The organism is Bradyrhizobium sp. AZCC 1610 (genome assembly GCF_036924515.1).
In the GTDB taxonomy this organism is placed as follows: domain Bacteria; phylum Pseudomonadota; class Alphaproteobacteria; order Rhizobiales; family Xanthobacteraceae; genus Bradyrhizobium.
The window spans coordinates 4,966,378-4,991,981 of the sequence record NZ_JAZHRR010000001.1 but is presented as its reverse complement, the minus strand read 5'-3'; the positions used below and the strand labels follow the sequence as shown (position 1 = coordinate 4,991,981).

21 protein-coding genes, 1 tRNA gene and 1 pseudogene are annotated in these 25,604 nt (G+C 60.7%); 10 read left to right on the top strand and 13 right to left on the bottom strand.

Going from position 1 to position 25,604, the window contains the following annotated elements:
- Nucleotides 1–95: 95 nt before the first annotated feature.
- From dxs to V1279_RS24655, 5 genes are all read right to left on the bottom strand, one after another.
- A complete protein-coding gene (gene dxs / locus V1279_RS24675; protein ID WP_334441160.1) occupies nucleotides 96–2,042 on the bottom strand; it encodes a 1-deoxy-D-xylulose-5-phosphate synthase in 1,947 nt (648 codons plus the stop codon).
- 331 nt (nucleotides 2,043–2,373) lie between these two features.
- On the bottom strand, nucleotides 2,374–3,672 hold the full coding sequence (locus V1279_RS24670) for a hypothetical protein (protein WP_334441157.1): 1,299 nt from the start codon (nucleotides 3,670–3,672) through the stop codon (nucleotides 2,374–2,376).
- 132 nt (nucleotides 3,673–3,804) lie between these two features.
- Nucleotides 3,805–4,056: an exodeoxyribonuclease VII small subunit gene (locus V1279_RS24665; RefSeq protein WP_334441154.1), complete on the bottom strand. Its 252-nt coding sequence runs from the start codon at nucleotides 4,054–4,056 to the stop codon at nucleotides 3,805–3,807.
- 73 nt (nucleotides 4,057–4,129) lie between these two features.
- Nucleotides 4,130–5,056: a histone deacetylase family protein gene (locus V1279_RS24660; RefSeq protein WP_334441152.1), complete on the bottom strand. Its 927-nt coding sequence runs from the start codon at nucleotides 5,054–5,056 to the stop codon at nucleotides 4,130–4,132.
- Between the two features lie 285 nt (nucleotides 5,057–5,341).
- On the bottom strand, nucleotides 5,342–7,006 hold the full coding sequence (locus V1279_RS24655; protein ID WP_334441150.1) for a bifunctional metallophosphatase/5'-nucleotidase: 1,665 nt from the start codon (nucleotides 7,004–7,006) through the stop codon (nucleotides 5,342–5,344).
- 270 nt (nucleotides 7,007–7,276) lie between these two features.
- On the opposite strand from V1279_RS24655, the gene V1279_RS24650 reads away from it, so the two are divergent.
- The 3 genes from V1279_RS24650 to V1279_RS24640 all read left to right on the top strand — a co-directional run bounded on the left by V1279_RS24650 (nucleotide 7,277) and on the right by V1279_RS24640 (nucleotide 9,637).
- The gene (locus tag V1279_RS24650; protein WP_334441148.1) at nucleotides 7,277–8,230 is read left to right on the top strand and encodes a ring-cleaving dioxygenase; all 954 of its coding nucleotides are present in this window, start codon (nucleotides 7,277–7,279) and stop codon (nucleotides 8,228–8,230) included.
- Nucleotides 8,231–8,356: 126 nt separating this feature from the next.
- Nucleotides 8,357–8,563, top strand: coding sequence for a DUF1737 domain-containing protein (locus tag V1279_RS24645; RefSeq protein WP_334441145.1), 207 nt, complete (start codon nucleotides 8,357–8,359; stop codon nucleotides 8,561–8,563).
- Between the two features lie 270 nt (nucleotides 8,564–8,833).
- A complete protein-coding gene (locus V1279_RS24640) occupies nucleotides 8,834–9,637 on the top strand; it encodes a hypothetical protein (protein WP_334441142.1) in 804 nt (267 codons plus the stop codon).
- A 1,006-nt stretch (nucleotides 9,638–10,643) separates the two neighbouring features.
- On the opposite strand, the gene V1279_RS24635 is transcribed toward V1279_RS24640, so the two are convergent.
- A complete protein-coding gene (locus V1279_RS24635) occupies nucleotides 10,644–10,859 on the bottom strand; it encodes a hypothetical protein (RefSeq protein ID WP_057843360.1) in 216 nt (71 codons plus the stop codon).
- Between V1279_RS24635 and V1279_RS24630 the strand changes: the two genes are divergently transcribed.
- From V1279_RS24630 to V1279_RS24615, 4 genes are all read left to right on the top strand, one after another.
- The gene (locus V1279_RS24630) at nucleotides 10,858–11,046 is read left to right on the top strand and encodes a hypothetical protein (RefSeq protein ID WP_334441139.1); all 189 of its coding nucleotides are present in this window, start codon (nucleotides 10,858–10,860) and stop codon (nucleotides 11,044–11,046) included. The two genes, V1279_RS24635 and V1279_RS24630, sit on opposite strands and share 2 nt — an antisense overlap.
- A 459-nt stretch (nucleotides 11,047–11,505) precedes the next feature.
- Nucleotides 11,506–11,697, top strand: coding sequence for a hypothetical protein (locus V1279_RS24625; protein ID WP_334441137.1), 192 nt, complete (start codon nucleotides 11,506–11,508; stop codon nucleotides 11,695–11,697).
- On the top strand, nucleotides 11,694–12,830 hold the full coding sequence (locus tag V1279_RS24620; RefSeq protein ID WP_334441134.1) for a hypothetical protein: 1,137 nt from the start codon (nucleotides 11,694–11,696) through the stop codon (nucleotides 12,828–12,830). Before V1279_RS24625 ends, V1279_RS24620 begins: the two co-directional genes overlap by 4 nt.
- Nucleotides 12,831–12,952: 122 nt before the next feature.
- Nucleotides 12,953–13,282, top strand: coding sequence for a GcrA family cell cycle regulator (locus V1279_RS24615; RefSeq protein ID WP_334441132.1), 330 nt, complete (start codon nucleotides 12,953–12,955; stop codon nucleotides 13,280–13,282).
- Between the two features lie 117 nt (nucleotides 13,283–13,399).
- On the opposite strand, the gene V1279_RS24610 is transcribed toward V1279_RS24615, so the two are convergent.
- Nucleotides 13,400–14,596 carry a hypothetical protein gene (locus tag V1279_RS24610; protein ID WP_334441130.1) on the bottom strand — a complete coding sequence of 399 codons (1,197 nt, stop codon included), beginning with the start codon at nucleotides 14,594–14,596 and terminating at the stop codon, nucleotides 13,400–13,402.
- A gap of 457 nt (nucleotides 14,597–15,053) precedes the next feature.
- Nucleotides 15,054–16,838, bottom strand: a complete 1,785-nt coding sequence (locus V1279_RS24605) for an acyl-CoA dehydrogenase (RefSeq protein WP_334441128.1) — start codon at nucleotides 16,836–16,838, stop codon at nucleotides 15,054–15,056.
- Nucleotides 16,839–17,121: 283 nt separating this feature from the next.
- Between V1279_RS24605 and V1279_RS24600 the strand changes: the two genes are divergently transcribed.
- Nucleotides 17,122–17,196 (top strand) — tRNA-Gln (locus V1279_RS24600).
- A gap of 308 nt (nucleotides 17,197–17,504) precedes the next feature.
- On the opposite strand, the gene V1279_RS24595 is transcribed toward V1279_RS24600, so the two are convergent.
- The gene (locus V1279_RS24595; RefSeq protein ID WP_334441126.1) at nucleotides 17,505–18,131 is read right to left on the bottom strand and encodes a TetR/AcrR family transcriptional regulator; all 627 of its coding nucleotides are present in this window, start codon (nucleotides 18,129–18,131) and stop codon (nucleotides 17,505–17,507) included.
- Nucleotides 18,132–18,418: 287 nt separating this feature from the next.
- On the opposite strand from V1279_RS24595, the gene V1279_RS24590 reads away from it, so the two are divergent.
- Both V1279_RS24590 and V1279_RS24585 read left to right on the top strand, forming a co-directional pair.
- Complete coding sequence (locus V1279_RS24590; RefSeq protein WP_334441124.1) at nucleotides 18,419–19,654, top strand: allantoate amidohydrolase; 1,236 nt, start codon at nucleotides 18,419–18,421, stop codon at nucleotides 19,652–19,654.
- Between the two features lie 98 nt (nucleotides 19,655–19,752).
- On the top strand, nucleotides 19,753–21,156 hold the full coding sequence (locus V1279_RS24585) for an aspartate aminotransferase family protein (protein ID WP_334441121.1): 1,404 nt from the start codon (nucleotides 19,753–19,755) through the stop codon (nucleotides 21,154–21,156).
- Nucleotides 21,157–21,634: 478 nt separating this feature from the next.
- Here V1279_RS24585 and V1279_RS24580 read toward each other — a convergent pair.
- The 4 genes and pseudogenes from V1279_RS24580 to aztC form a co-directional block, all read right to left on the bottom strand.
- A pseudogene (locus V1279_RS24580) lies at nucleotides 21,635–22,622 on the bottom strand (hypothetical protein).
- Nucleotides 22,623–22,753: 131 nt separating this feature from the next.
- A complete protein-coding gene (locus V1279_RS24575) occupies nucleotides 22,754–23,530 on the bottom strand; it encodes a hypothetical protein (protein ID WP_334441119.1) in 777 nt (258 codons plus the stop codon).
- Between the two features lie 60 nt (nucleotides 23,531–23,590).
- A complete protein-coding gene (locus V1279_RS24570; RefSeq protein WP_334441117.1) occupies nucleotides 23,591–23,962 on the bottom strand; it encodes a hypothetical protein in 372 nt (123 codons plus the stop codon).
- A gap of 51 nt (nucleotides 23,963–24,013) precedes the next feature.
- Nucleotides 24,014–24,952: a zinc ABC transporter substrate-binding protein AztC gene (gene aztC / locus V1279_RS24565; protein ID WP_334441114.1), complete on the bottom strand. Its 939-nt coding sequence runs from the start codon at nucleotides 24,950–24,952 to the stop codon at nucleotides 24,014–24,016.
- Nucleotides 24,953–25,604 lie beyond the last annotated feature (652 nt).

The window sequence follows — 25,604 nt, the reverse complement described above, 5'->3', positions numbered from 1 at the left end:
GGGATTACCGGCGAAGAGCCAGCTCTTCGGTTCTGCGAGGCTTCGGTTCTGCAAGGCTTCGGTTCTGACCAGGTCAGAACCGAAGCGGCTGTGCCTCAGGCGAGCTTGACGGTCTCGGTCTTGTAGTCCTTGCCGAGCGCATCGAACACCTTGGCGACGATGCCCTTGGCGTCGAGGCCGGCATGGGCATACATCGCGTTCGGCGAGTCGTGGTCGATGAACTCGTCGGGCAGGATCATCGCGCGCATCCGCAATCCGCCGTCGAGCATGCCATGTTCGGCCAGCGTCTGCATCACGTGCGAACCGAAGCCGCCGATCGAGCCTTCCTCGATGGTGAGCAGCACCTCGTGGTCGCGCGCCAGCTTCAGCACCAGATCGACGTCGAGCGGCTTCATGAAGCGGGCGTCGGCGATGGTGGTGGAAAGGCCGTGGGCGGCGAGTTCGTCGGCGGCCTTCTCGCATTCGGCCATGCGCGTGCCGAACGAGAGCAGGGCGATCTTGTTGCCCTGGCGGACGATGCGGCCCTTGCCGATCTCGAGGGGAACGCCGAACTCCGGCATTTCGACGCCGCGGCCTTCGCCGCGCGGATAGCGCACCGCGCTCGGCCGGTCGTTGATCGCGACTTGGGTGGCGACCATGTGCACCAGTTCGGCCTCGTCGGACGCCGCCATGATGACGAAGTTCGGCAGGCAGCCAAGATAGGCGTTGTCGAACGAACCGGCATGGGTCGCGCCGTCGGCGCCGACCAGGCCGGCGCGGTCGATTGCAAAACGCACCGGCAGGCTCTGGATCGCGACGTCGTGGACCACCTGGTCATAGCCGCGCTGCAGGAAGGTCGAGTAGATCGCGCAGAACGGCTTGTAGCCTTCGGTGGCAAGGCCGGCGGCAAACGTCACCGCATGCTGCTCGGCAATGCCGACATCGAAGGTGCGGTTGGGGAAGGCCTTGTTGAAGATGTCGACGCCGGTGCCGGACGGCATCGCCGCGGTGATGGCGACGACCTTGTCGTCCTTCTCGGCTTCCTTGACGAGGCTCTGGCCGAACACGTTCTGGTAGGCCGGCGCGTTCGGTTTTGCTTTCGCCTGGGCGCCGGTGGCGACGTCGAATTTGACCACCGCATGATACTTGTCGGCGGAAGCTTCCGCCGGGCCGTAACCCTTGCCCTTCTGCGTCACGACGTGAACCAGGATCGGGCCGGTTTCCATGTCGCGGACGTTCTTCAGAACCGGCAGTAGATGGTCGAGGTTATGACCGTCGATCGGGCCGACGTAATAGAAGCCGAGTTCCTCGAACAGCGTGCCGCCGTCCATCATGAAGCCGCGGGAATATTCCTCGACGCGGTTGGCGCGGTTGGCGAGGATCTTCGGCAGGCGCTTGTTGATCTGTTTGGCCGCCTCGCGCAGCGTGCGGTAGGTCTTGCCGGAATAGAGCCGCGACAGATATGCGCTCATCGCGCCGACCGGCGGCGCAATCGACATGTCGTTGTCGTTGAGGATCACGATCAGGCGTGAATTCATTGCGCCCGCATTGTTCATGGCCTCATAGGCCATGCCGGCTGACATCGCGCCGTCACCGATCACGGCGATAACGTTGTTCTTGCCGCCGGCGAGGTCGCGCGCCACCGCCATGCCGAGGCCGGCCGAAATCGAGGTTGAGGAGTGCGCGGCGCCAAACGGATCGTAGTCGCTCTCGCTGCGCTTGGTGAAGCCGGAGAGGCCGCCGCCGGTGCGCAGCGTGCGGATGCGGTCGCGGCGGCCGGTCAGGATCTTGTGCGGGTAGGCCTGGTGGCCGACGTCCCAGATCAGGCGGTCGCGCGGTGTGTCGAAGGTGTAGTGGATCGCGGTGGTGAGTTCCACGACGCCGAGGCCGGCGCCGAAGTGGCCGCCGGTCACCGAAACGGCGTCGATGGTTTCCTGGCGGAGTTCGTCGGCGACCTGACGCACCTGCTCGATCTTGAGCTTGCGAAGGTCGTCGGGCGTGCGGATGGTATCGAGAAGCGGCGTTTTACTAAATGTGGTCACAGCGATATTCCAATTTTGCATGTCGGGGCCAGTGGCCCGACGCGAGACGGGAAGCGCGTTAACCGCGCCGTGAAAATCCAGACCCCGGTGCCATCTCGGCGGGCCGGTACCTGATTTGAAAGCCTAGATGCACTCTGGCCTAAACCATGTGATATGCATCACGTTAGTAGCTTCGAAACCCTTCTCGGTTCAGTTTCCTTAGCTATTTGAAGCACTTGCTGCCGTCGAAAGTTAGCCCGCAGGCTGCTCTCCCAGCCCATAGAGCCGCAAGCTTTACACCAAAGCCGCCGCCAAAGCCAACCCGGAGAGCCGATTCGGTTCCGGGGCATGAGCCGGATAAACCGCGAATTTTTCAACCGCTGCGGCGGGCGGATGGTTCCAATTTGCTCAAATCGGCGGCACTTTCGGCCGCCGTCGTGGCCGCTTCGATCCTTTTCCAACCCCTCGCGCGCACTCCGGAATCGCCGGTTGCGACATCGAGCGCGGCGTCGGGGACGGTCATCCGTGCGCTGAGCGGGACCGGCCCGCAGACGATCATGAAGAAGTCGTAGGCATTGGGCAGTTCGTTGGCCATCACGAACTGGAAATGCACGCGGAAGAACTGCCAGCGAAACTTTTCGTAGTGCTCGGGGCGGATGATGTCACGGAAGCGGACCGGCACGATCTTCGGGTTGCGCCTTAAGGCGCCGACGTCGATGCCGTGGCTCGTGATCGGATCGAACTGGTAGAAGTTCATCACGTCCTTGCGAGCCTGGCAGTCGATCCAGTCGATCGACGGCTCGATGGCGAGCTGCCGTAGATGGTCGCGGAACGGCTGCGACACCGCGTGATAGCCGACGATCGGGAAATTGCCGCCGATCGTCAGCAGCACGATCCGCGGCCCGTGACGGCCGAGCGCGGGGTCGAGCTTCAGTGCGCGCGCCAGCACTTCCGTCGACAGGAACGATCCGGAACTATGGCCGACAATGACGATTTCTTCGGCGTCGCTGCTTTTCGCGACATTGACCAGGTGCTGCGCGAAGCGGTCGATGCGCTGGTCCCATTCCGGGCGTTCGCGGTGCGAGAATTCCCAGGTCCAGATCGTGTCGCACAAGAGATAGAGCACGTAGGTGGCGTTTTCCGTGTATTTCAGCACGGCTCCGAGCAGCCCTACGAAGATCGCGATCGCGGCCGCGATGCTGAAAGGATCGGGAATGCCGATGGCGTTGAGGCCCTTCTCGAACACGAAAGCGATGGCTGCGGCACCGGCGGCTTCGAGCAGCAGCACAAGATGCGGATAGGTGATGAACGTGGCAAAGCGCCAGTTCGCCTTGCCGAAGCGGGCGATGGTGCCGGCGAAGATAAGGCGCCAGTAGATCCACACCGCGCTGAACACCGTGCGCCAGATCGGCGACGCCAGGTCCTGCTGGATGAAATCCTCGAACCGGAGGAAATCGTAAGTCGTGCGGGTCTGCCAGTCCTCAGCTGCGGTATCGATGGTCCAGGACGCGATCTCGTCGTCGGCAGCGACCTTGGGCCGGCTGATGGTGGCCTGGAGCTGGTAAAGGCGGCCGAACTTGCGCAGTTCGGTCCGGAACATGCGGTAATATTGCGCCAGCCCGCGCGGATCGTAGCCCTGAATATAGATGATATGGCGGTGCTGGACGCGCACGTACTGTCCCCGGATGATGGCCGACTATAACAGGCTCGGCAGGGCGCCAAGAACTAATTAGGCGACTAAATCGGCTACCATATTGGGCGGCATTCAGCGTTTCGGGTGGGCGGGGCCTTCCCGCCGGCCGGATCACTGCACGTCGAGCGGCTCGGTCCCGGTGACCTGTCCGTTGGCGTCGGTGGTGATCTTGTCGACGCGGGCCTCGGCCTGCCGCAGCAGCTCTTCGCAGCGGCGCTTCAGCGCCTCGCCGCGCTCATAGATCGCGACCGATTCCTCGAGCGGCACCTTGCCGCCCTCGAGCCGCGTGACGATCGATTCAAGTTCCTCGATCGCGCGCTCGAAGGAGAGTTTCTTGACGTCCAGCTGGGTATTTTCGGCCATATCGAGTTCCCGAATGCGCCCCCCTAAGAGCGCTGAATCAAACAACATTTTGCGGGGCTATTGTGGCGGGGATCTACGCGCCCATCAATGCGGTGACATGCGCCGCAACCGACTCTTTCAGCCCCTGCAGGTCGTAGCCGCCCTCGAGCACCGACACAACCCGACCACCTGCGCTTGTCTCCGCCACATCCATCAGCTTGCGCGTGACCCAGCCGAAATCGTCCGCCTTCAGGTTGATCGAGGCCAGCGGATCGCGGTGATGCGCGTCGAAGCCGGCGGAGATGATGACCAGTTCCGGGGAGAACTTCTGCAATTGCGGCAGGATCAGGTTTTCGAACGCCGAGCGGAACTTGGCGCTGCCGTCCTCGGAAGCCAGCGGCGCATTGACGATGGTGTCGTGCTCGCCGCGCTCGCCGCTGGCGCCGGTGCCCGGAAACAGCGGCATCTGATGCGTCGAGCAATACATCACGGTCGGATCGTGCCAGAAGATGTCTTGCGTGCCGTTGCCGTGATGGACGTCGAAATCGACGATCGCCGCGCGGCCGATGCCGTAGTTGCGCTGGGCGTGACGGGCGGCAATGGCGACATTGTCGAAGAAGCAGAAGCCCATCGGCTTGGAGACCTCGGCATGATGGCCGGGCGGGCGCACCGCGACGAAGGCGTTCTGATGCGTGCCTGCCATCACCGCATCCGTTGCCGCGACCGCGCCGCCGACGCCGCGCATCACGGCCTCCCAGGTGCCCGGCGACATCGAAGTGTCGCCGTCGATATAGATCATGCCGCTTTGGGGGGCGATATGGCGGAGCTCGCCGATATAATGCTCGCCGTGGCACAGCGTGACGGAATCAAGATTGCCTTCCGGCGCTTCGCCGCGCGCGAGCGGCTTGAAACGATCGTCCGCCAGCACCTCGGCGACCGCGCGCAGCCGGTCGGGGCGTTCGGGATGCCCCGGGGGCGTGAGATGGTCGAGACAGGCGGTATGCGTCAGAAGGAGTGTCATGCAAAATCCTGGCGTTGAGGCGCGCGCCGGCAACGGATCGGCTAATCTAGGCGGTTAGGGGCCGCTCGGAAAGGCCCACGCATTTCGCAAGACGATGATGGCTTTTCTGCCAGTTTCCGTGTCCCGGACGCGGTGCAGCGTCTCCCCGGCGATGCGAAGCATCGTCCGGTGACGATGCACCGCAGAGCCGGGACCCACCGCAGCAAAATATGTGGACCCCGGATCAGCAGCGCACCACTTCGTGCTGCGCAGCATCCGGGGAACACTGCCCCTCGCGCGTCGCTGCTAATTTACCCTGACAATGCGATCCACTGTGGTCGGGCTGACCGGGCTATTGGCCTTGAAATAGGCATGCAGCGCGTCGGAATCGTAGACGCCGATCAGCGGCGCGGTTCCCTGGGTGAGCACGGTAAAACCGTCGCCGCCGACGAACAGGAAATTGTTGACGGTGACGCGATAGCTCGCGGCGGGATCGAGCGGCTGTCCGTTCAGCGACATCCGTTCAGGCAGCACGCGCTCGCCGTCAGGCTTCGATCCGTCCCACGCATAGGCGAATCCTTTCGACACCTGCAGGATCCTCGGCCGTTTCGGGTCGAGCCATTGCTGCTCCAGCATGTCCTTGATCTGTTTTCCCGTCAGCGTGATCGTCACCAGTTGGTTGCGGAACGGCTGGCTGGCGAACACGTCGCCATAGGTCACCGCGCCGTCCTCTCTGCGCGTTACATCGGCGCGCACGCCGCCGGGATTGGTGAAGGCGATGACCGCGCCGCCTTTTTCCTCGGCGCTGGTGGCCGCGAGTTGCGCGTCTGCGATGATGTCGCCGAGCGGGCTTTCGCCGGCATTGTTGGGGACGCGCGACAGCGTGGCCGTCACCGAACCCGCCGGGCGGTTGGCGATCGGCGCGGCCAGCCTGTCGTAGGATTCGATCAGCGCAGTTTGCCGGACGTCCTTCGCGAGCGTTGCTGATCGCACGATGGTGTTGTCGGCTTTGGCGCTGACGACATCGCGCGTCGTCGGATCAAGCTTGAGATCGATCGCGGTGACGAGGGTGCCGTATTTGTCGCCTGATGTGACGAGCCGCCCGTCGATCTCGCAGACATAGGCCCGGTGGGTGTGGCCGGAGACCACAACGTCGACCGCCTTGTCGAACTTCTTGACGATGTCGACGATCGGGCCCGAAACGCCAGGGCATTCGTTGTAGTCGCCCGTCGGCAATCCGCCTTCGTGGATCAGGACGACGATGGCCTCGACGCCGCGCGCTTTCAATTCCGGGATCAGCGCGTTCACCGTACTGGCTTCGTCGCGAAATTCGAGATCGGCAACGCCTGTCGGCGAGACGAGGCCCGGTGTACCCTTCAAGGTCAGGCCGATGAAGGCGGCCGGAATGCCGTCGAATGCGCGGATTTCGTAAGAAGGAAACACGGTCTTGCCGCTGCTCTTCTCGAACGTGCTGGCGGCGAGATAGCGAAATTTCGCGCCCAGAAACGGGTGCGGCCCCTGGCATTGGTCGACCGGATGGCAGCCGCCATTCTGCATACGCAAGAGTTCGTCCTTGCCCTCGTCGAATTCGTGGTTGCCGACGGAAGAAAGCGCCAGCCCCATCATCGACAGCGCCTCGATCGTCGGCTCGTCATGGAACATCGCCGACAAAAACGGGCTGGCGCCGATCAAGTCGCCGGCCGCAACAAAGATCGAGTTCTTGTGCCCGTCGCGGAGTTGGCCGACCAGCGTCGCCATATGCTCCGCGCCCCCGGCGGGAACAGTGATCTTCTTCGTCCTGTCCTCGGGATCGGCAATCGTGATCCCGCCCGGCGGCGGGCGAAGGTAGCCGTGAAAATCGTTGATCGCGAGAATGCGAAGGTCCACCGGCGCGGCGGTCTGGGCGAGCGATGATGCGGCAAGCGCCAGCATGATCGCGAATGCAAGGATGGGACGAAGGAGAACTTTCATGGACATCGATATCGTAGCCCGGATGGAGCGCAGCGCAATCCGGGATTCGTGCCGCGGCCGAGCTGTCCCCGGATTACGCTGCGCTCCATCCGGGCTACGCTTGCTTTGACATAGCAGCTTGGTGTGTCACCGTCATTGCTGTGAGCGCAGCGAAGCTGCAGGCTGCGGCGGTGCCGCTGGCCAATCATCCGGTGACATCCTACATGATCCGGCAAAAGGCCCAACGGGCCCGGGCGATTTTTCCCGAAATGTGACTACGAGGACAACGCAATGCAGCTAGGCGGAATTCATCATCTGACCGCGATCTCGGCGAAGCCGCGGGAGAATCTGGCCTTTTACACCGCACTCCTCGGCATGCGGCTGATCAAGAAGACCGTCAACCAGGACGACGTCAGCGCCTATCACCTGTTCTATGCGGACGGCAAAGCCAATCCCGGCACCGATCTCACCTTCTTCGATTTCCCGGCCGCGCCCGAACAGCGCGGAACCAATTCGATCTCGCGCACCGGCCTGCGCGTCGCGGGCGAGAAGACCCTCGGCTACTGGCGGGATCGCCTTAAAAAGTCCGGCGCCGTGACCCGCGATATCGTCGAGGTCGACGGCCGGCTGACGCTGCCGTTCGAGGACGGCGAGGGGCAGCGGCTGGTGCTGGTCGACGATGGCGGCATAGGCCCGGCCTCGCCATGGGAGCGCAGCCCAGTGCCCGCCGAGCACCAGATCCGCGGCCTCGGTCCGATCGTGCTGACCGTGCACGACCTGTCACGCACCGCCTTCGTGCTGACAGAAGTGATGAACATGCGCCGCGTGCGCGACTATGCCGCGCACGGCGCGGAGATTCATGTCTTCGCGATGGGCGAGGCAAGGGGAGAAAGCAGCCCCGCCGCCGAACTGCATGTGCTCGAAGACAAGAATTCGCCTGTCGCGCGGCAAGGCGCCGGCGGCGTCCACCACGTCGCGTTCCGCACGCCGGATGAGGCGCAATATCACGCCTGGACCCAGCGCCTGAACGAACTCCGCGTTCCCAACAGCGGCGAGATCGACCGCTTCTATTTCCGCAGCCTCTATTTCCGCGAACCGAACGGCATTTTGTTCGAAATCGCGACGGATGGCCCGGGCTTTGCGACCGATGAGCCGATGGAAACGCTGGGTGAAAGGTTGGCGCTGCCGCCGTTTCTGGAGCCGCGAAGGGCGGCGATCGAGGCGGGGCTGAAGCCGATTACGTAGCTTCGTAGGATGGGTAGAGCGCAGCGAAACCCATCAATCCTGGCGTGAGGCATGATGGGTATCGCTCCGCTCCACCCATCCTACGGGCTATGATCGCAAAGCTGGTTCGAACCTGTCGAGGGCATCATGAAGGTCTACCGATATCTCACCGGCAAGGATGACGCCGCATTCTGCCATCGGGTGACCGACGCCCTGAACCGCGGGTGGCAGCTTTATGGACAGCCGACTCTGACATTCGACCAGAAGCGCGGCGAAGTGATCTGCGGCCAAGCCATCACCAAGGATGCCGAAGGCAAGACTTACGATCCCGAAATGGATTTATCGAAGCTGTAGCGCAGGAGACTTCGTGAGATTGGGTAGAGCGCAGCGAAACCATCATCGTCGTCGTACGCCGTGTAGATGGGGTATTGCTGCGCTCCACCCATCTATGAATCCGTTGATTCGAAGGCTTGCCATGAACGCGTCAGGCGTCCATTTTTGCGGCTGTTCGCCGTTTAGTCGCAAGGAAGCACCTGTTTCATAAGCTTAAGCCGTTCGTACTTTCTATCGTTTTTTGTGCCACCGCCGCCGCCGTCTTGGATCATCCTTTTGCAGTGAGATGTTATGATGGAAGATCACCCTCTTCTGAACGTGGTGGCAAACTGGTCAGGCCGTGTTTCGATACAGCTTGCCTTTGAGGCGCGCGGCTTCTTGGTCCACAGAGCATGGCAGAATCGAATGATTGAGTTCTGCGGTGAACACCAGGCGGACTTGCTCAATCGATATTGGGATGAAGTCGCGTTGGAGACAATGCGGTGCGCAGGAAAGGTGCGTTCCGAGATGCGGTATTTTGGCATTGAACCAAAATACCGTTCTGCATTTTTGGACGAGCTCTTCGCGGCCAGAGATTTTCTTGAGCCTCCTTTTCAAGCTCCCCCACTCATCAGATGCTTGTTTGAGCATCTCAAGAAAACCTGGTTTGATGCTGAGTTTAGAAATAGCGAAGCAGCCTACATAGGGATGCAGAAGAAGCAGGAGAGCGAGCGTTTAGAAACTCAGACGGCGGGTTGGACAGGAAAGAAGCGGGACGTCCTTCCCTTCATTGATAAGTTTTGCTCAGCGCATGCATTCAAGCGCCGTCGTAACCTCTGGCATAAAAATCTGAGCTGCGGCCTCGTCTTCGAGGTCAGCACTGATCTCGGGGGGAGTCCTTATTGTACCCAAATGCCATTGATGTTTCGGATATTCCACGCGGACGATCCCAAATTTGCGTTTGAGTTGGGAGGGAATGAGCCGTTTGATCAGCTTGTCTACGGAAGTCGATTATACGGGGGAGGGGATGACAGCGATTTTGTCTTGGGAGTTCGGGCTAACATTGAGCTGTTCGATGTAATCGCCGCATCCTTTGGGGCTTCTCAGCAAGCTTAGAATCAGAAGCAGCCTTGGTTTCTTGCAAATTACTGCAAAGCTCTGCACTTCGATGCAATAATAAGAAGATTTGCAGAGCCTCCGCTCGCAGCGAATTTCTGCAGCAATCTTGCGTGAGATTTGAATAGCTCGGAACGGTGACAGTGCACTCAATCGCTGTGCCGCGGCCGCCGCATCCTTCGAGCCAACGGTTGGCCGTTGCTCGCAAACATTAATTTTCCAAGCCAATTCAACGCGATTTGCCCCGTCCAGCCCCTTCCGAAAAAACAATTCGCTTCTCGATCACCCCAAATCACCAGTAGAAATCCCGCCGTCTCATCCCTCACGAGGGGCGGATCGCGATCGTCACGGACGCGGGGTGGGATGCGGTGGACGCGGCAGCGTCAGGCGCGTGAAGGTGTTCGCAGGGCGGTTTCGGCCGTGAGTGAGCACAGCGCGCAAGACGACGACGTTGCAGCGTACGGCAAAACCGTGTGGTCCTGGCATCCGTGGCTGATGCTAAGCTGTCGGTGGCAAAGTTGATCCAACCGGATCGATCAGCCATCAAGCCGGCAGCGATGGAGGCAAGACGAATTCGTCTCCAGGGAGAGCGCGGCATAAGCCGTCAACCCATTGCGCAGGGAATGCCGGAGTGCTCCGGCTGTACCTGTATGCTCGTGTGCGCCTCTATCTCCACTATTGCACACGAGACCGCGGGTGCAGCAAGCACCCGGCATTCCCTGCTCCCTCTGTTTTGAGGGAAGGAATTTTCAGCAAACCTCGGGCGCAAGTCGCGCCGCGAGAACGCGGATTTATGTCGCAAATGTCTCCACCCGTCATTGCGAGCGAAGCGAAGCAATCCATTCTTTCTTTATGCCGAGCGATGGATTGCTTCGCTTCGCTCGCAATGACGTGGATAGGCCGCAGCGTACTGGATACCCCGCATGCGCGGGGTATGACAGCGTTGTGTGTGGCGCCACGGCGTGACGTAGCGCTGCGGATCAGCAGCAGCTTCGCCGTTACCGGCTCAGGCTTCGTTCTTCGGAACGTATTTCCCGAGCACGCACTTGTAGCGCTGCAATCGCCATTCGCGATACGGCCCCTTGGCGAGCCAGTCGGCGATTCCAATCTGCGCGTTGACCGCGCACGCGCTCATGGTGATGCCGGACTGGTCACTGGTGGTGACGATCTTTTCGAGACAGAGTTGGCTGTTGCAGAGAACAGCGACAAGAGTGACGAGCATGGCGACCTTCGTTGATAAGGAATATCCACTTCGTTCAGCCAATGCAGAGTTCATGCCAACATTGGTGCACGCCGTTTTTTTGGACGCCCTTACGCGAATTGACCTGCAAAAAACGCAACCCTTCCGTAGCCGTGCTTTTTTGCGCGGGACGGACACCGGCAACGTCGGGGAATGCGAACTGTGCTGAGAGTAGGGGCGGGCGTGGACGATTCGCAAAGCGTAGAACTACGGGACCGTGCCGGAATGGCGATGACTGTCTTAACGCTGCAACAGTGCTGGCTTGCCGTGCCTGGGCCTTCGTAGGATGGGTGGAGCGCAGCGATACCCATAATAGTCTCAGGCAGCAGTTGATGGGTATCGCTGCGCTCCACCCATCCTACAAACCGGCACACTCGAAGGACGAGGATGCGAACTCGCCACTTCAGATTGTCCGGTTGATTTCGTCGTCGATGCGCATTTCAGACTCAATCAGGACATCGCGCCATGTTTGTTTCACGCTGCAGACGTGCCGCGGTTCCCGCTAGAGAGCAGGATGAGACATTAGTGCAACAACCATCGTCCTAAATTCCGGAAGGTCCATCGTTAACAAGCTACGGCCTGCTCGTGGAGATATAATCGCATCGACGAATCCGAAAAGGAGTTTTCGATGGCAAAGTTTGCGGTTGGCGAGCAGGTCGAAAACGTTGCCAACGATCACGAGTCGGGCACGGTGGTCGCCGTGTTTCCGGCCGTTGACGGAGGCTTCAGATATGCCGTCGACACGGAAGGTTACGGCACACTCCAGTTCTTCGCCGAGGAGAAGCTGGCTTTTGCCGCTACGAGGCAGGGTGCCACATGACAGGCCGTGCAACCACTCAAGCGATCTCCGCGACCGAACTTAACGAGGGCGACAGCGATGCTGTGCGCATCAGGCATCAGCTTGACGCCTGGGCCAATGCAAATCGCACGCCTCGATTAGTGGCGGCACATGCGGAAGATGCCAGCGTTGAATCATCTGGCGAGGCGCCGTTGCCGGCGACGAAGCGTGGCCGCGCCTCTCCGGCATCAAAGGCCGCCAAAGGCACCAAGGCTAAGGCAGCCAGGACAGCCAAGGCCAAGACGACCGAGACCAAGATCGCCGAGGCCAAGATCGCCGAGGCCAACGTCGAGCCAGAGGCGCCCAACGCGCCGCTTGAGCCGCTGACCGTTTCCGTCGCACCCATCGTGCCGGAGGCCGTTCCCGCCACGCCGGAACGCGCTCGCACCAGCCGCGCCTTTGCCCTTGTTGCAGCACTCGCACTGGCGACGGTGGCTGCCTATTTTTCAGTCGCGGGCATGGCCGAGATATTTCCCGGTGCGCCGGTGGCGGTCATGGTGCTCGCCGCCACCATGGAAGCCGGCAAGCTCGTGATCGCCGGATGGCTGGCGGCGCATTGGCGCCGGACCAACTGGAAAATGCGCTTCGTTATGGTGGCCCTCGTTGCCGGCCTCGCGCTCATCAATGCCGCCGGGGTGTTCGGCAAGCTGGTCGAGGCGCATGTCAGCGTCGCGGCCACGTCGCGTTCCGGCGTCACCGAGCGCCTGGAAGCGCTCGACGCCCGCGTCACGGCGCAAACGGCTGCCGTTGCCGACCTGGCCAACCGCATCGCGCAAATCGACCGGGCGGTCGACGAGTCGACACGGCGCGGCCGGGTGACCCGGGCGATCAACATCGCAACGCAGGAGCGGGCGACGCGGGATGGGTTGGATACGCAGCGGCAGGCGGCAACCGCAACGCTGGTTGGATTGCAGACCGAACGCGCGGCGCTGGCCGGTGAACGTTCCCGCATCGAGGCGTCTGCAGGCCCGATCCAGTATCTTGCGATGATGGTCGGCGCCGCGCCCGAAGTCGCGGTGCGATGGCTGATATTGTTGATGGTGCTCTGCTGCGATCCCGCAGCGATCGCCTTGACGGTCGCTGCGTCCGCTTCGCGAGCTGGCAATCCGAGGTGAGAGCCGACCGCAGAGCCGATTGCCCAACGTGATGGCTGCATTAACGACGAGATGAACCATCGGCCAACGCACCATCAGCAACGACTAGCCTATTGTCGACATCAGGCGTATAAGTATCTCCCATGAGTTGGGATGCGAAAGACGTAGCACTGCTCAAAGAACTCTGGGCCGCGGGCCACAGTGCCGGTCAGATCGCAAGTCGGCTTGGCTACAGCCGCAACGCCGTGAGCGCCAAGCTGAAGCGCATGGGCCACAAGCGGGGTCACAAGCCACCAACGGCCAACCCCAAGATCGTGGCTGTGCCGACGCGACGGCCGGCGTTGGCGGCAACCTGTGCCCGGCCGACGGATAGGGTGGTGTCGAAGCCCAAGCCGATCGCTGCGCCGACCAGGGAATTCACCAAGCGCGAGCTTTACGCCATGCTGGCGAATGCGGTCAGGAACACGGGCTGACTCTTGGCTCGCCGCCTGGTCGAGAGGATGGGTATGATGGAGGCGCTCCTGACAGGAGCGTGAGGGGCAGGTTTGCAAGCCCTCCCGCCATGAGCCGGAAGGGCATGCATGAACCGGCTACATGGTTCGTCCCTTCGACAGTCTTGCGGTTTTGGCTTGTGACAACCTAGCGGTTTTGGCCTGTTTCGCCTTGCTGTGGTCGTTCCGCTTCGCCTTGGCCTTGCTGTGGTCGTCCCGCACAGCAATCCGGTTGCTCTTCTTGACCTTCGCTGCCGCATCCTGCGTTTTCGCTCCGCCGCGGCGAGAGGCATATTCCTGACCATCGATCGGCGCCACGTGCGGCGGATCCCTGTCGAGATAGGGCCGCCCGATTCCAAACTCCTTGCCGCGCTCGTCGATCCACTTCCACAGCTTTTCGGTAGAGACCCATCGCTGTCCGCGGGTAGCGCCCTTGACGCTCACCACATCGGCCGCAACCCCGCGGCCGTAGCCGCCACGGGTACTGCCGCCGTGGTAGGACCGGTCGGTTGCCGCCTTCAGGCCGGTTGCGATCGATTGACGGTAGTCGTCGCGGAACGCGCTGGTGATGCCGGGCTGCAGTCCGGCCTGTTCTGCCGCGTGGAGCGTATGAAAGAGCTTTAGCTTGAAACTCCGGTCCATGCCTCCGATCACGTAGTCCATCATCGTCATGCCGACTTTTTCTGCCGCCTTCGGGTCTTTCCAGCCGAACTCCTCGTCGACACGCCTGGTAAAGGTCCTGGTGACAGTCACCGTCTTGCCCTTCCGCTTGACCGTCACTTTCCTCCGCTCATGCACCTTGATGGCATCGATCTTGGGCGCCCGTTCGTAGAGCGCCCACAGGTACCGATCGATGCAGATCTCCGCGACCAGACATTCCTCGTTGATTTCGATGGTGCTCACGGCCGGCAGGGCAGTGTCGGGCGCCGTTGTGACTTCCTCGGGCGGAAACACCTGCGACGGATCGGTCAGCGTGGCTACGACAATCGGTTTCGGCTCATCCAGGCTTGCCGTCGCATCGGCGGCTTTCTCTGGCGCGGGATCAGGCATGCTCGCCTGCGCGCCCCCGGCGGACGGTGCTTCGGGCGGAAGCACCTGCGACGAATCCGGCAGCGAGGCCACGACAAAAGATTTCGGCTCATCCAGGCTTGCCGTCGTGTCGGTGGCTTTCTGTGGCGTGGCTTCGGCGGCCGTTGCCATCGCGACATCGCCGATAGCGGCGTTCGCCACGACGGTCGCCTGCGGTATGACCGCGGGCTCGCTGCTTGCGACGAGAGTTGGTTCGTGGCGTTCCACGATTGACTTCGCGCCGGCGTTCTCGATGGAAGCGCTGATATGCCCGGTGGAAGCCGAACCAAAGCCTGCAAGCCAGGCGAGAACACAGCTTGCGAGAGCCAAGCCCGCGAGAGCGTTAATTCGGCGCTGCGCCCTCGTCGCCAATCGCCATGGGTCCATGATCCGGCCTCCCCAGGCTCCGCATGAGCCCAATTACACAGCCAAGCACACGACGGCGCTCATTGTTCGCACTGCGAAATGAATGCGCAACGGCCGGAGACTACGGGATCTCCCATTTTTTCCAAGGTGTTGCTGCAATACCACGCGCGCTGCATGGAACTTGCTGTGCCATTCTGCGACGTAGGCGTGCGACATGACAGCGAAGCGAGGCGGATAGCGGCAAGCGCAACCCGTCGCATGGCAAGTCGAGCCGCGCTCGCGGTGGCGGGTTACGCGTCGCTAACCTGGCTACGAACGCTCACCCCAGCAGCACCGCATCCGCGCCGTTCACGGCTTCCGCGCTGTCGGTCACCGTCTTCTCCAGCGAGCCCGCCTGCACGGTGATGTTCTCCGCAAAGAACCGCGCCACTGTCACGTAGCGCTGCGGATCGCCGCCGGCCTCGCCGTTGCCCTTGGCGGCCAGCGCTTCGCCGGCCAGCATGCAGCCGCCGAGCGTCGAGCCGAACAGGCGCAGATAAGGCGTGGCGCCGGCGAGCGCGTCGTTCGGCGCGGAGGCCACACGCTCCAGCAGCCACTTGCTGGCGCGCTCCAGCGAGCCGAGCGCGTCGCGCAGCTTGGCGCCGGTGGTGCCGAAGGTCGGATCGTTCGAGGCTTCGACCTGCTTGACGATGCCGCCCAGTTCATCGAGCAGGGCCCAGACCGACGCGCCGTCGTTCGCGGCGAGCTTGCGCGTGACGAGGTCGATCGACTGGATGCCGTTGGTGCCCTCGTAGATCGAGGTGATGCGCGCGTCGCGATAATGCTGCGCGGCGCCGGTCTCCTCGATGAAGCCCATGCCGCCGTGGATCTGCACGCCCAGATACGTCACCTCGTTGCCGATATCGGTGGAGAACGCTTTCGCAATCGGCGTCAGTAGTGCGCCGCGGGCGGCGGCATCAGCCCGCACCTTGGCGTCCTTGGCACGCACGGAAATGTCGAGCGCGACAGCCGTGGCGTAGCAGATCGATCGCGCCGCGGCCGTCATGCTACGCATCTGCAACAGCATGCGCTTGACGTCGGGATGCACGATGATCGGGTCGAGCCCGTCGCCCTTCTTGCCGACGGCGCGGCCCTGTTTGCGTTCCTGCGCAAAGGCCAGCGCCTGCTGATAGGCGCGGTCGGCAATGCCGACGCCTTCGAGGCCGACGCCGAGGCGGGCCTGGTTCATCATCGTGAACATGCAGAGCATGCCCTTGTTTTCCTCGCCGATCAGGTAACCGATGGCGCCGCCGCGATCGCCCATCGTCATGGTGCAGGTGGGGGAGGCGTGCATGCCGAGCTTATGCTCGACGCCGGACGGATAGATGTCGTTACGCGCGCCCAGCGAGCCGTCGGCATTGACCATGAATTTCGGAATCAGGAACAGCGAAATGCCCTTCGTGCCCGCGGGCGCATCGGGCAGGCGGGCCAGCACGAAATGCACGATGTTGTCGGTCATGTCGTGGTCGCCATAGGTGATGAAGATTTTCGTGCCCTTGATGCGATAGGTGCCGTCATCAGCGCGCTCGGCGCGGGTGCGCAACGCACCGACATCAGAGCCGGCCTGCGGCTCGGTGAGCTGCATGGTGCCGGTCCATTCGCCGGACACGAGTTTTTCCAGATAGATCTGCTTCAGTTCATCGCTGCCATGGGCATCGAGCGCCTCGATGGCGGAGAGCGTCAGCAGCGGGCAAAGGCCGAACGCGATGTTCGACGCGCTCCAGATTTCGGTGCAGGCCGCGTTGATCGCCATCGGCAGGCCCTGGCCGCCAAAAGATTCCGGGCCCGACACCGCGTTCCACCCGGCGGCGATCCAGCGCTGATAGGCATCGGGCCAGCCGGGCGCGGTCGTCACTTTGTCGTCGGCGAGCTTGATGCCGTGTTCGTCGCCCACCCTGTTCAGCGGCGCCAGCACGTCGCCGGCGAATTTTCCGGCCTCCTCCAGCACGGCCGCGGTGATGTCGCCGTCGAAATCGCCGTAATGGCCGGCCTTCACGGCCGCCTGCAGGCCGGCGCCGTGGTTGAGCGCGAGCAGGATGTCAGAGATCGGCGCGCGGTAAGTCATGACGAAAATCTCGCTTTTGGAGTAATGAGCTGCCGCCGTCTTCCCACGAAATCGGGGCTCTCTCAACTCTCCGCCGGGAGGTATTCGCCTCGCCCGGGGGCGGCGGAAATCGGCGGCGGACGGTCCCTATATATCCTATATATAAAGGCTCATGCCCCCGCGGGGCGGATTCGGGTGAAATTCGAGATTTCAGCCTGTTGAAATGGCTGAAGTCCCTCTATAGACCGGCGGTGTCCGAACCGGTTCGCACGGGGCATCCCCGGCGCGTTCCGCCTCGGCCTGTTGGGGCGTAGCCAAGCGGTAAGGCAGCGGATTTTGATTCCGCCATTCGGAGGTTCGATCCCTCCCGCCCCAGCCAGCACTCAAGCTGCTGGCTTCGTTATGTAAGCAACTCTCTTCCCGCCAAATTTTTCGGGCGCGTTTGGAAATGGAGCTCCTCAAGCTCGGTCCAGAATCGAACTAAGCGGCGTCGCTCATCACACCGACCATATTGGCTTATCTCCGTGGCTTTAATCCCAACATATGCCGCGGAGGCTACGCGGGCTGGTCTGTTACGCACTCATCGTACAATAGGGTATTACAGCGAATAACCATGCGCGATGGGTCGGGAGCTTACCGTCTGAGGTGCTGTCGAACGTTCGAAGCCGAGACCCATTGGGGTTGGAGCTAGCGAATAACCATCAATGCTTCCTGCCGCAGTTGCTGAGAATATTGCTTCGCCCCAAATATGAGCGCCTCGATCACCTGATTGGACCGCGTGCGGCTTGGTTTCACCAATTCCTGAAGAATGAGGCCGTCAATGCCCGCGAGTATGAACCGTGCCAGCGAAGTATAGCCAGCGGTCGAAAGTTCCGACTTTTCGGATTTGCTGGTTAGTTGATCCCGGTAAAGCCGCAGGTATGCCTCGTACTGCTGATCAGCGAGCCATTGGGCCCCCTCACGCAACGCGTACAGCGTCAGCTCGTACTGCACAATCTGGCGAGCGCGCGACCGCATGATGGATCGCCAGGTGCCGTGAATGAGAAGCTCGATGCGATCGTCGAGATCAGGTTCGGTGCCGGCGCGATCTTCCCGCAGTCGCTCGGCGATCTCGTCGATCAGCGCTTCCAGCACAGCGACAAGCAACGTGCTCTTGCTTTCAAAATGATAATGCAGCGTCGCAAGCTGAACATTTGCTTCTGCGGCAATGCTCCTGGTGGTGGTTCCGATAACGCCGGTCTTCTCCAGAGCTTGCAGCGCTCCCTGAATGATTTGGGCACGCGTTACGTCGCTCTTCGTCCTCAGCTTTCTCATGTATCCGATGTTTCTGCGAAGTGCGTTGGGCTGTCAAATGCATCTTGCCGCATGTCGGTAGCTTGCTCAAAATTGGTCGCTTGACTAAAATCTGGTCACATGACCAAAATGTCGCATGGGGATAAGCTTGCTGGAAGATCGAGACAAGGTCGATCGGCGAGCGGATTTATGGCTTCAACGAGCCTCGTCCATCTTCAAGCAGGAAACGGCGAAGACTTTCGCCACGCAGTAGTGGGGCACCGAATCCGCGAATCGCGTTTGAGAAACGGCAAATACGGAAGCAACTGATGATCAGAGTGGACGGCGAGCGTCTGTGGTCGGATCTGATGACAATGGCGGCTATCGGCGCGACCGCGAACGGCGGGTCGTACCGAACGGCGCTGTCGGATGCCGATCGTGATGGACGCAATCTGTTCGTGCATTGGGTGAAAGACGCGGGCATGACTGTCACGATCGACAAGATCGGTAATGTCTTCGCACGTCGGAGCGGCATAGATGACAACCTGCCGCCGGTCATGGTGGGCAGTCACCTCGACACTCAGGCGCCTGGCGGGAAGTTCGACGGCGTCTTGGGGGTTTTGGCCGGTTTGGAAGTCGTGCGAACGCTCGACCGTGCCGGCATTCGGACTCGCCGTCCCATCGAGGTTGTGAACTGGACGAATGAGGAGGGGGCGCGTTTTCCGCCGGGGGTCGTCGGCTCGAACCTGTTTGCAGGCCGAACTACACTGGAGGCTCTGCTCGCCACCCGCGACCGGGCCGGCATCTTCATGGGCGATGAGCTCAAGCGCATCGGATATGCGGGCGAGGCGGAGGTAGGACAGCGTCCCGTAGACAGCTACATCGAATTGCATATCGAGCAAGGGCCGGTTCTCGAGGCCGCCGGCGTCCAGATCGGTGCGGTGACGCACACCTCCTACCAAGGCGGCGGCGTCATCGAGATTCTCGGCGAGAACGGCCACTCTCAGACCACCCGAATGTCGAAACGACGCAATGCCCTGGTCGGTGCTGCGAAAATAGTGCAGGAAATCGAACAAATCGGCATGGCCCAAGAGCCGCATGGGATGGCCAGTGCGACGGTCATCGATATCTGGCCGAACAATCGCATCAATATCCCGCACAAGGCCGTCGTTCAGTTTTTGACGGTGCACGCCGAAGCGGGCGGGCGCGACGGCATTCTCGACAGCATCGAACAGTTGGTCGAGATGGTTGGGCGAGAGCATCGATTGAGCGTGTCGTTCCGGCGCAATCCGCAGCGTGACCGCTTCGAATTTCCGAGCGAACTCGTCGAGATGACTGAAAAGGCCTCCAGGCAACTCGGCTACACGTCGATGCGGCTGCCGACATGGACCGCGCATGATGCGCTCAACATGCATGTGGTGTGTCCAACAGCGCTGATCTTCGTGCCGTGCCGCGACGGTGTTTCGCACAGCGAGTTCGAGTGGTGCGAACCCGATCACGCCAAGGCGGGCGCGGATGTTCTTGCCAATATGGTGCACGAACGGGCCCAACGGCCCGGGGATTGAGGTCGGGCGACCGGCCGGGGCCAGATAGAAATGCGAGGAGTATCGGCCAGCGACGCATCCGGACGCTCGTGCGAGCCAACCAATCAGGAGAGCTGAAAGTGAGCATTCGTCCCAATTCGATCGAGGCGCGCGACGTGGCGCGTGTGCTGCATCCCTACACGAATGCGGTCGCCCATGAACAAGTAGGTCCGATGATGATCGAACGCGGAGACGGGATCTATGTCGTCGACAACGAAGGCAATCGCTACATCGAGGGGCTGGCCGGCTTGTTCTGCGCTTCGCTTGGCTTCAGCGAGCAGCGGCTGGTGGACGCCGCGCATCGCCAGATGCAGAAGTTGCCGTTTTATCACAGCTTCGGCGGCAAATCACACGATACGGCGGTCGAATTGGCCGAACGGCTGGTCGATCTCTCGCCTGTGCCGATGAGCAAGGTGTTCTTTGCCAATTCCGGATCGGAAGCAAACGATACAGCGATCAAGCTCGCATGGTATTACCACAACTCCATCGGCAGGCCGGCCAAGAAGAAGATCATCTCTCGTATGCGCGCCTACCACGGCGTGACGATCGCGTCGGCGAGCCTCACGGGTCTCGTCAATAATCATCGGGATTTCGATCTTCCGATGGACCGCATCTTGCACACTGAGTGCCCACTTCACTACCGATACGCGAATCCCGGCGAAGACGAAGAGGCTTTCGCCACGCGCTGCGCCGATGCGCTGGAGCAACTGATCCAGAAGGAAGGTCCAGAGACGGTTGCGGCATTCTTCGCCGAACCGTTGATGGCGTCGGGTGGATGCATCGTGCCGCCGCCGACCTATTATGAAAAGATCCAGGCAATCTTGCGCAAGTACGAGATCCTGTTGATCGCGGACGAGGTCATCTGCGGGTTCGGAAGGACCGGCAACATGTTCGGATGTGAGACGTTCGATCTCAAGCCGGATGTTATCACGATGGCGAAGCAGCTCTCGGCCGCCTATCAGCCGATCGCTGCCGTGATGATCAATGAAAGGGTCTATTCGGCAGTTCGCGACGCAAGCGGAAAGATAGGAACACTTGGCCACGGCTTCACCTATGGCGGCCATCCGGTTGCCACCGCAGTGGCGCTGGAGACTCTCAAAATCTATGAAGAACGAGACATCGTGAACCACGTCCGTTCGATCATGGGCGAGTTCCAGTCGGGCCTTAAGTCCTTCGCGGATCATCCATTGGTCGGCAACGCCCGCGGCGCCGGACTCATCGGCGCGCTTGAACTGGTCAGCAACAAAGAGTCGAAGGAGATTTTCAACCCGTCCTGGGGCGTTGCGGCTCACGTCGGAGAACGGGCCCTCAAGCATGGTCTGATCACGCGTGCGCTCGGAGACACGGTGAACTTCTGCCCGCCGATGATCATCACCGGGGCCGAGATCGGCGAGATGTATGCGCGCGCCCGACGTGCGCTTGACGACACTTATGCGTGGCTGCAGGCCGGTCGCCCGGTGGCTGCGGCCTGGCGTTCCAACTGACGCCGAAGGCTCGATGCGCTAGGCCTTACCGAAGAGATCAAGGCAGCAGTTCTCGGCGGCAACGCCGCGCGGGTCTTCCGCCTTTAGAGCGATTTCGGACCTTTGCCTTCGGAGGGCAGCTGTTACGATACCCAAGCTCTTGAGCACGTCGGCGCAATTCGCCACCAGATTTGCCACGACGGATTCCCGTGTGGCGGCCTGCTTTTTGTTTGGAAACGGCTGCTAAGCTATTGAGTTTGCTGGAGGCCATTCTGGCCATTTTTTCCAAACGCCCCTTGAAATCACTCGATAATCAAACTGATTTTGATTCCGCCATTCGGAGGTTCGATCCCTCCCGCCCCAGCCAGTTGATATTGCTCGTCTAAAATCGTCTTTTCGTTGCTTCATTCCGAATGGCACATTCCGCTGCCCGTTGATGGATAGAATGCTGAAAACTCTGCAACGCTCATCCGTCACGACCAGCGATGAGGGATAAATTTCACGGCTCCTTGCAGATCGGCGCCGGCCGCGGCGACGGCACCGGATGATCCTTCTTGTACTGAGCAAGGATTGGCTCGAGACCCTCTTTTGACCAAAATTTCGGAGAGCCAATTTCTTTCAAGCAGGATGCGTTCCAATATAATCCCCGGCTCGATGGCAACTGCCCAGTAGCAACGGCTTTACCGATGGCTTCGATATCGTATGATTCAGGATAAATGTAGATCGTGCTCGGATTGTCTTTCAACATCGGGATGATTTGCCGGGCGTCCGACGGTGACCAACTGGTGCAACCATTGCTACGGCCTGCAGAGTAATCCACCAGCGTTCCAAACGGAACGTAACCGTCGTGGTTTGCGTGTGGGCTGTGTGGATCCTTTCGACGACATACGCCCTTTAACGATACGGCTGCATGTCCGCCGATCGCGCGCTGTCTGGCATTTGCGGTCTCGCCTTCGCCGTCAAACTGAACGAACGAGCGTACCAAAACGGCGTCTCGCCTTGTCGAAACCCGGTAATATCCTTTGAAGGATGTTTTCGTCTCGCCCGTCACATACGCACCACCGGTTGTCAGATTGGAATTTGCCGAAGTTCTTCGCGCAGCGCCTCCCATTTGCAAAATCCACGATGCCTTTCAAATCGTGACCGCTGCCGTGACCCGCCGAAATTGCACGGAACGACCGGTCGGCTTCGCAGATAATGTAAAACCGGCGCCCCAATGTGCGTTCACTTGCATAGTTGGGCCGCGTGGCATCCATCGCGAAGTAGCAGGGACTTCTGACCGCGCCATCACGCACTTTTTTCAGGTACAGCGCGCGAGCTCTCTCCAAGACCACTCGTGCGATTTGACCTTCGCGGTCGCCGACGTGGGCCTGCAACCAAGCCGGCGGGGCCGACGATTGCCCCACCGCAAAAGCCGGGCCTGAACTGGACAAGATGGTTATTATACCGAGGCCGGCGATCTTCAGAAGGTGCAATCTCGACCGCAACGGATCATCTCTCTTGTCGACGCATTTGCACTTGACGCGGATGTCTCCGCGCTCCGCAAAGACTCCTCGCTTCATTAGAAGCCTTCCTGTCTTTCAATCGGAGCGATGACCATGGCCGTAGGATACCGTGACTACTCATCGTCATGACTCTGACCTGATCCGCCCACCGCAATTATATTGAAGGGTCTCCCGCCGAGGGCAATTTCGCTGGTTTTCGTGAGGCTCGTTGCATCGACGAGCGAAATGACGCCTCTTGACGGATCGGTGACTGCGATTTTGTCACCAGCGACCGCCAACCGCGGTCGCGGATCATTCCAATGACCGTCCATGGAATAGGGCTCGGTTACTCGTAGCGATCCGTCAATCTCTCCCGCGATAATGTCCAATCGACGCAATCGTCCATCCTCCGTGAAGACGTATGCGAATCTTGCGCGGACTGGATCGACGGCAAAATCGACCCGCCGCATTGGCAATGTCACGAGGCGGAAAGGCTCCGCTTCAGCCGGATCTATCAGAACGACCTTGTCAGAACCGTAATTGCCAAGGAAGTATTGCAAGCCTCGTCCGCCGAGCATGGTGGTCGTCTTGCCGCTTGGCAGCGCCGCGGCGTAGGGAAGGTGCTTAATCTGCGGCGTGGACACATCCATGCTGACAACGAGAAGTCCGCTAGCGCAACTGAAAGCAAGGATGTTTCCCGATGTTGCTTCGCCGTGCAGGTCCGGGCACGAATGAACGCCGCCGATTTGCGCGCCGGACTTGTCGACGATCTTGATGCCGATGGGCAATTCGTCTGAGTTCTGAGCGTTAGGCTCGGAAATGAGCGTGTAGCGATCATTCGCAACCGCTACCCCATGGTGAGGCACCCCCGGCGCGGCTTCGCGCAGAACAGGCTTCGATTCCTGGATCATCCTTTCAGATGCGATTCGAGCGCGGCCCTCGCCGTCGAAGAAGATCGCGATCTCACCACCCTACTCGACCACGTGCGATGGCTGCTTGCCCGCGATCTCAACGCCAAGCAATCGCGGCGCCTTGACTTTGATGTCGCCGTGATCGCCATGATCTTCAAATGATATGCCACTATCGATCGCTGTGACCAAGTCCGCACCTCTCTGCACGGCAAGGACCGTCCGGCCGGTCTTGCTGCGATAGAGACGAGCTGGCGCTTTGGTCGCAAAGGTTTCGATCTTCTCCTGCGTGAGGAGATCGACGACATGCACAATTGACTCGGAATGATCGGAAACAAACAGGCGCCACGCCGTTTTCTCACCAGCCAAAGCAGCGCAGGTGAGGGCGAGTGTCGTCAGAAGGACAACGGTACCACCGGTTTGAACTCTGGCCATCGAATCTTTCCTCTCAAGACAGCATTCGCATTCCGAACAAGACGCATTCGATCATGGGACACCAGGCGCGATGGCTTTCCGGATTGTCGAGGCGTTATGCTTCATCATGTCGACGTAGGTGGCCGCCGGCCCGTCGGGTCGGGACAGAGCATCGGAGTAGAGCTCTCCGGCCATCTTCAACCCTGTTTCCGCGGCAATACGCTGGACGAGACGGGGATCGGTGATGTTCTCTACGAAGACCGCGGCGATGTTATCGCGCTTGATTTGTCGGATGAGACTGGCGATGCCGGACGCTGACGTCTCGGTGTCTGTTGAGACGCCTTCTGGCGCGAGGAATGTCAAACCGTATTCGTGAGCGAAGTAGCCGAATGCGTCATGCGCGGTGATGACAACGCGCTTGTGGGGCGGGATGGGTGCGATCGTCGCTCTGATCTCGTCATCGAGTGCACTGAGAGTTGAATCATAGGCTTTGGCATTTGCCTCATACGTCTTGCAGCCGGGTGGATCGATCGAACAGAACGCGTCTGCGATATTCTTGACGTAGATCCGGGCATTCGGAACCGCTTGCCACGCATGGGGATCATAGTCGCCGTGATGATGGTGATGGCCAGATCGCTCGCGGTCGTGCGCTTGCTCGGTGCTCTTGAGCGGCTGGACTCCTTTCGTAAGCTCGACAACCGACGCCTTTGTTCCGCTCGCTTCGATAAGACGTCTCAAAAAGCCTTCGAACTGAAGGCCATTGACGAGCACGATATCGGCGGCAGCAATAGTTCGGACGTCCGCGGGCCTGGGCTCGTAAACATGCGGATCGCCGTTTGCCCCGACGAGTGACCTGACATCGATACGGTCTCCGCCCACATGACGTGCAAAGTCACCAATAATCGAAAAGCTGGCGACCACATTGAGCTTCTTGGCCGACGCGGCGCCAGCATCAAGTGGTGACAGCGAGAGGAGTCCCGCAAGCAAGACTGTCCTTATCTTGTTGAGCATGGAGCTGTCGCATTCTCGTTGTTCCGAGTGTTCGATGAGGGGTGGCTCGGGACAGGTCTTGGCGAGGGATCGAGCGCTGTGGTCGCCGACCGAACCCGGAGGCTTTCCGATGCTGCGGAACCGCAGTCGCAGGAGCCCGAGCAGAGGTGGACGCGTTGGCCGCGCAGCCCAGATTGCCAAGGTCGTAACGGGTATCCTCAGCAAAAGGCGCACGGATTGGCCGAACGCTGTGCCTGGTCTCCTGATGATCGCGTCCATGCGATGCTCGCTTCAGCCTGAACCGTTATAGCGGAATATGTAATGTTATAACATAACAGTCAAGATCGCGCGAAAGGAGCTACGGAAAAGGAGGCGCCTCAGTCCGGGCCGAGGGCTGCTCATTCGTTATCGGGCATATCGAGTTGAACCAGTTCCGCATTGGTACCGGTTCACGGGCATATTCGCCTGTAGTCGTCGCGTCGTTTTGCTGCGGAGGGGAGCGCTTCCTACACGTCACCTGCTTGTCCGAAGGTGGCTTTGCATGTGGTCGGGGATCAATTCCGCGGCGCAATCGCCCTAGATCTCTGTGTAGTCCAGGATCGTATGTTCTCCGGACCAGACCTTGTCTGCGTCGTAAATTCGCTCTCGGCGCTTGGACCTGAAGTCAATCCCA

Bases quoted from the DNA above. Each gene is read 5' to 3' on its own strand.
- V1279_RS24605 (WP_334441128.1), bottom strand. From the start codon at position 16,838: ATGACTTACCGCGCGCCGATCTCTGACATCCTGCTCGCGCTCAACCAC.
- V1279_RS24625 (WP_334441137.1), top strand. From the start codon at position 11,506: ATGGCAAAGTTTGCGGTTGGCGAGCAGGTCGAAAACGTTGCCAACGAT.
- V1279_RS24660 (WP_334441152.1), bottom strand. From the start codon at position 5,056: ATGACACTCCTTCTGACGCATACCGCCTGTCTCGACCATCTCACGCCC.
- V1279_RS24645 (WP_334441145.1), top strand. From the start codon at position 8,357: ATGAAGGTCTACCGATATCTCACCGGCAAGGATGACGCCGCATTCTGC.
- V1279_RS24630 (WP_334441139.1), top strand. From the start codon at position 10,858: ATGGCGACCTTCGTTGATAAGGAATATCCACTTCGTTCAGCCAATGCA.
- V1279_RS24570 (WP_334441117.1), bottom strand. From the start codon at position 23,962: ATGGCCAGAGTTCAAACCGGTGGTACCGTTGTCCTTCTGACGACACTC.
- V1279_RS24655 (WP_334441150.1), bottom strand. From the start codon at position 7,006: ATGAAAGTTCTCCTTCGTCCCATCCTTGCATTCGCGATCATGCTGGCG.
- V1279_RS24595 (WP_334441126.1), bottom strand. From the start codon at position 18,131: ATGAGAAAGCTGAGGACGAAGAGCGACGTAACGCGTGCCCAAATCATT.
- V1279_RS24650 (WP_334441148.1), top strand. From the start codon at position 7,277: ATGCAGCTAGGCGGAATTCATCATCTGACCGCGATCTCGGCGAAGCCG.
- V1279_RS24590 (WP_334441124.1), top strand. From the start codon at position 18,419: ATGATCAGAGTGGACGGCGAGCGTCTGTGGTCGGATCTGATGACAATG.
- V1279_RS24640 (WP_334441142.1), top strand. From the start codon at position 8,834: ATGATGGAAGATCACCCTCTTCTGAACGTGGTGGCAAACTGGTCAGGC.
- V1279_RS24665 (WP_334441154.1), bottom strand. From the start codon at position 4,056: ATGGCCGAAAATACCCAGCTGGACGTCAAGAAACTCTCCTTCGAGCGC.
- V1279_RS24635 (WP_057843360.1), bottom strand. From the start codon at position 10,859: ATGCTCGTCACTCTTGTCGCTGTTCTCTGCAACAGCCAACTCTGTCTC.
- aztC (WP_334441114.1), bottom strand. From the start codon at position 24,952: ATGCTCAACAAGATAAGGACAGTCTTGCTTGCGGGACTCCTCTCGCTG.
- V1279_RS24615 (WP_334441132.1), top strand. From the start codon at position 12,953: ATGAGTTGGGATGCGAAAGACGTAGCACTGCTCAAAGAACTCTGGGCC.
- V1279_RS24575 (WP_334441119.1), bottom strand. From the start codon at position 23,530: ATGATCCAGGAATCGAAGCCTGTTCTGCGCGAAGCCGCGCCGGGGGTG.
- V1279_RS24620 (WP_334441134.1), top strand. From the start codon at position 11,694: ATGACAGGCCGTGCAACCACTCAAGCGATCTCCGCGACCGAACTTAAC.
- dxs (WP_334441160.1), bottom strand. From the start codon at position 2,042: ATGCAAAATTGGAATATCGCTGTGACCACATTTAGTAAAACGCCGCTT.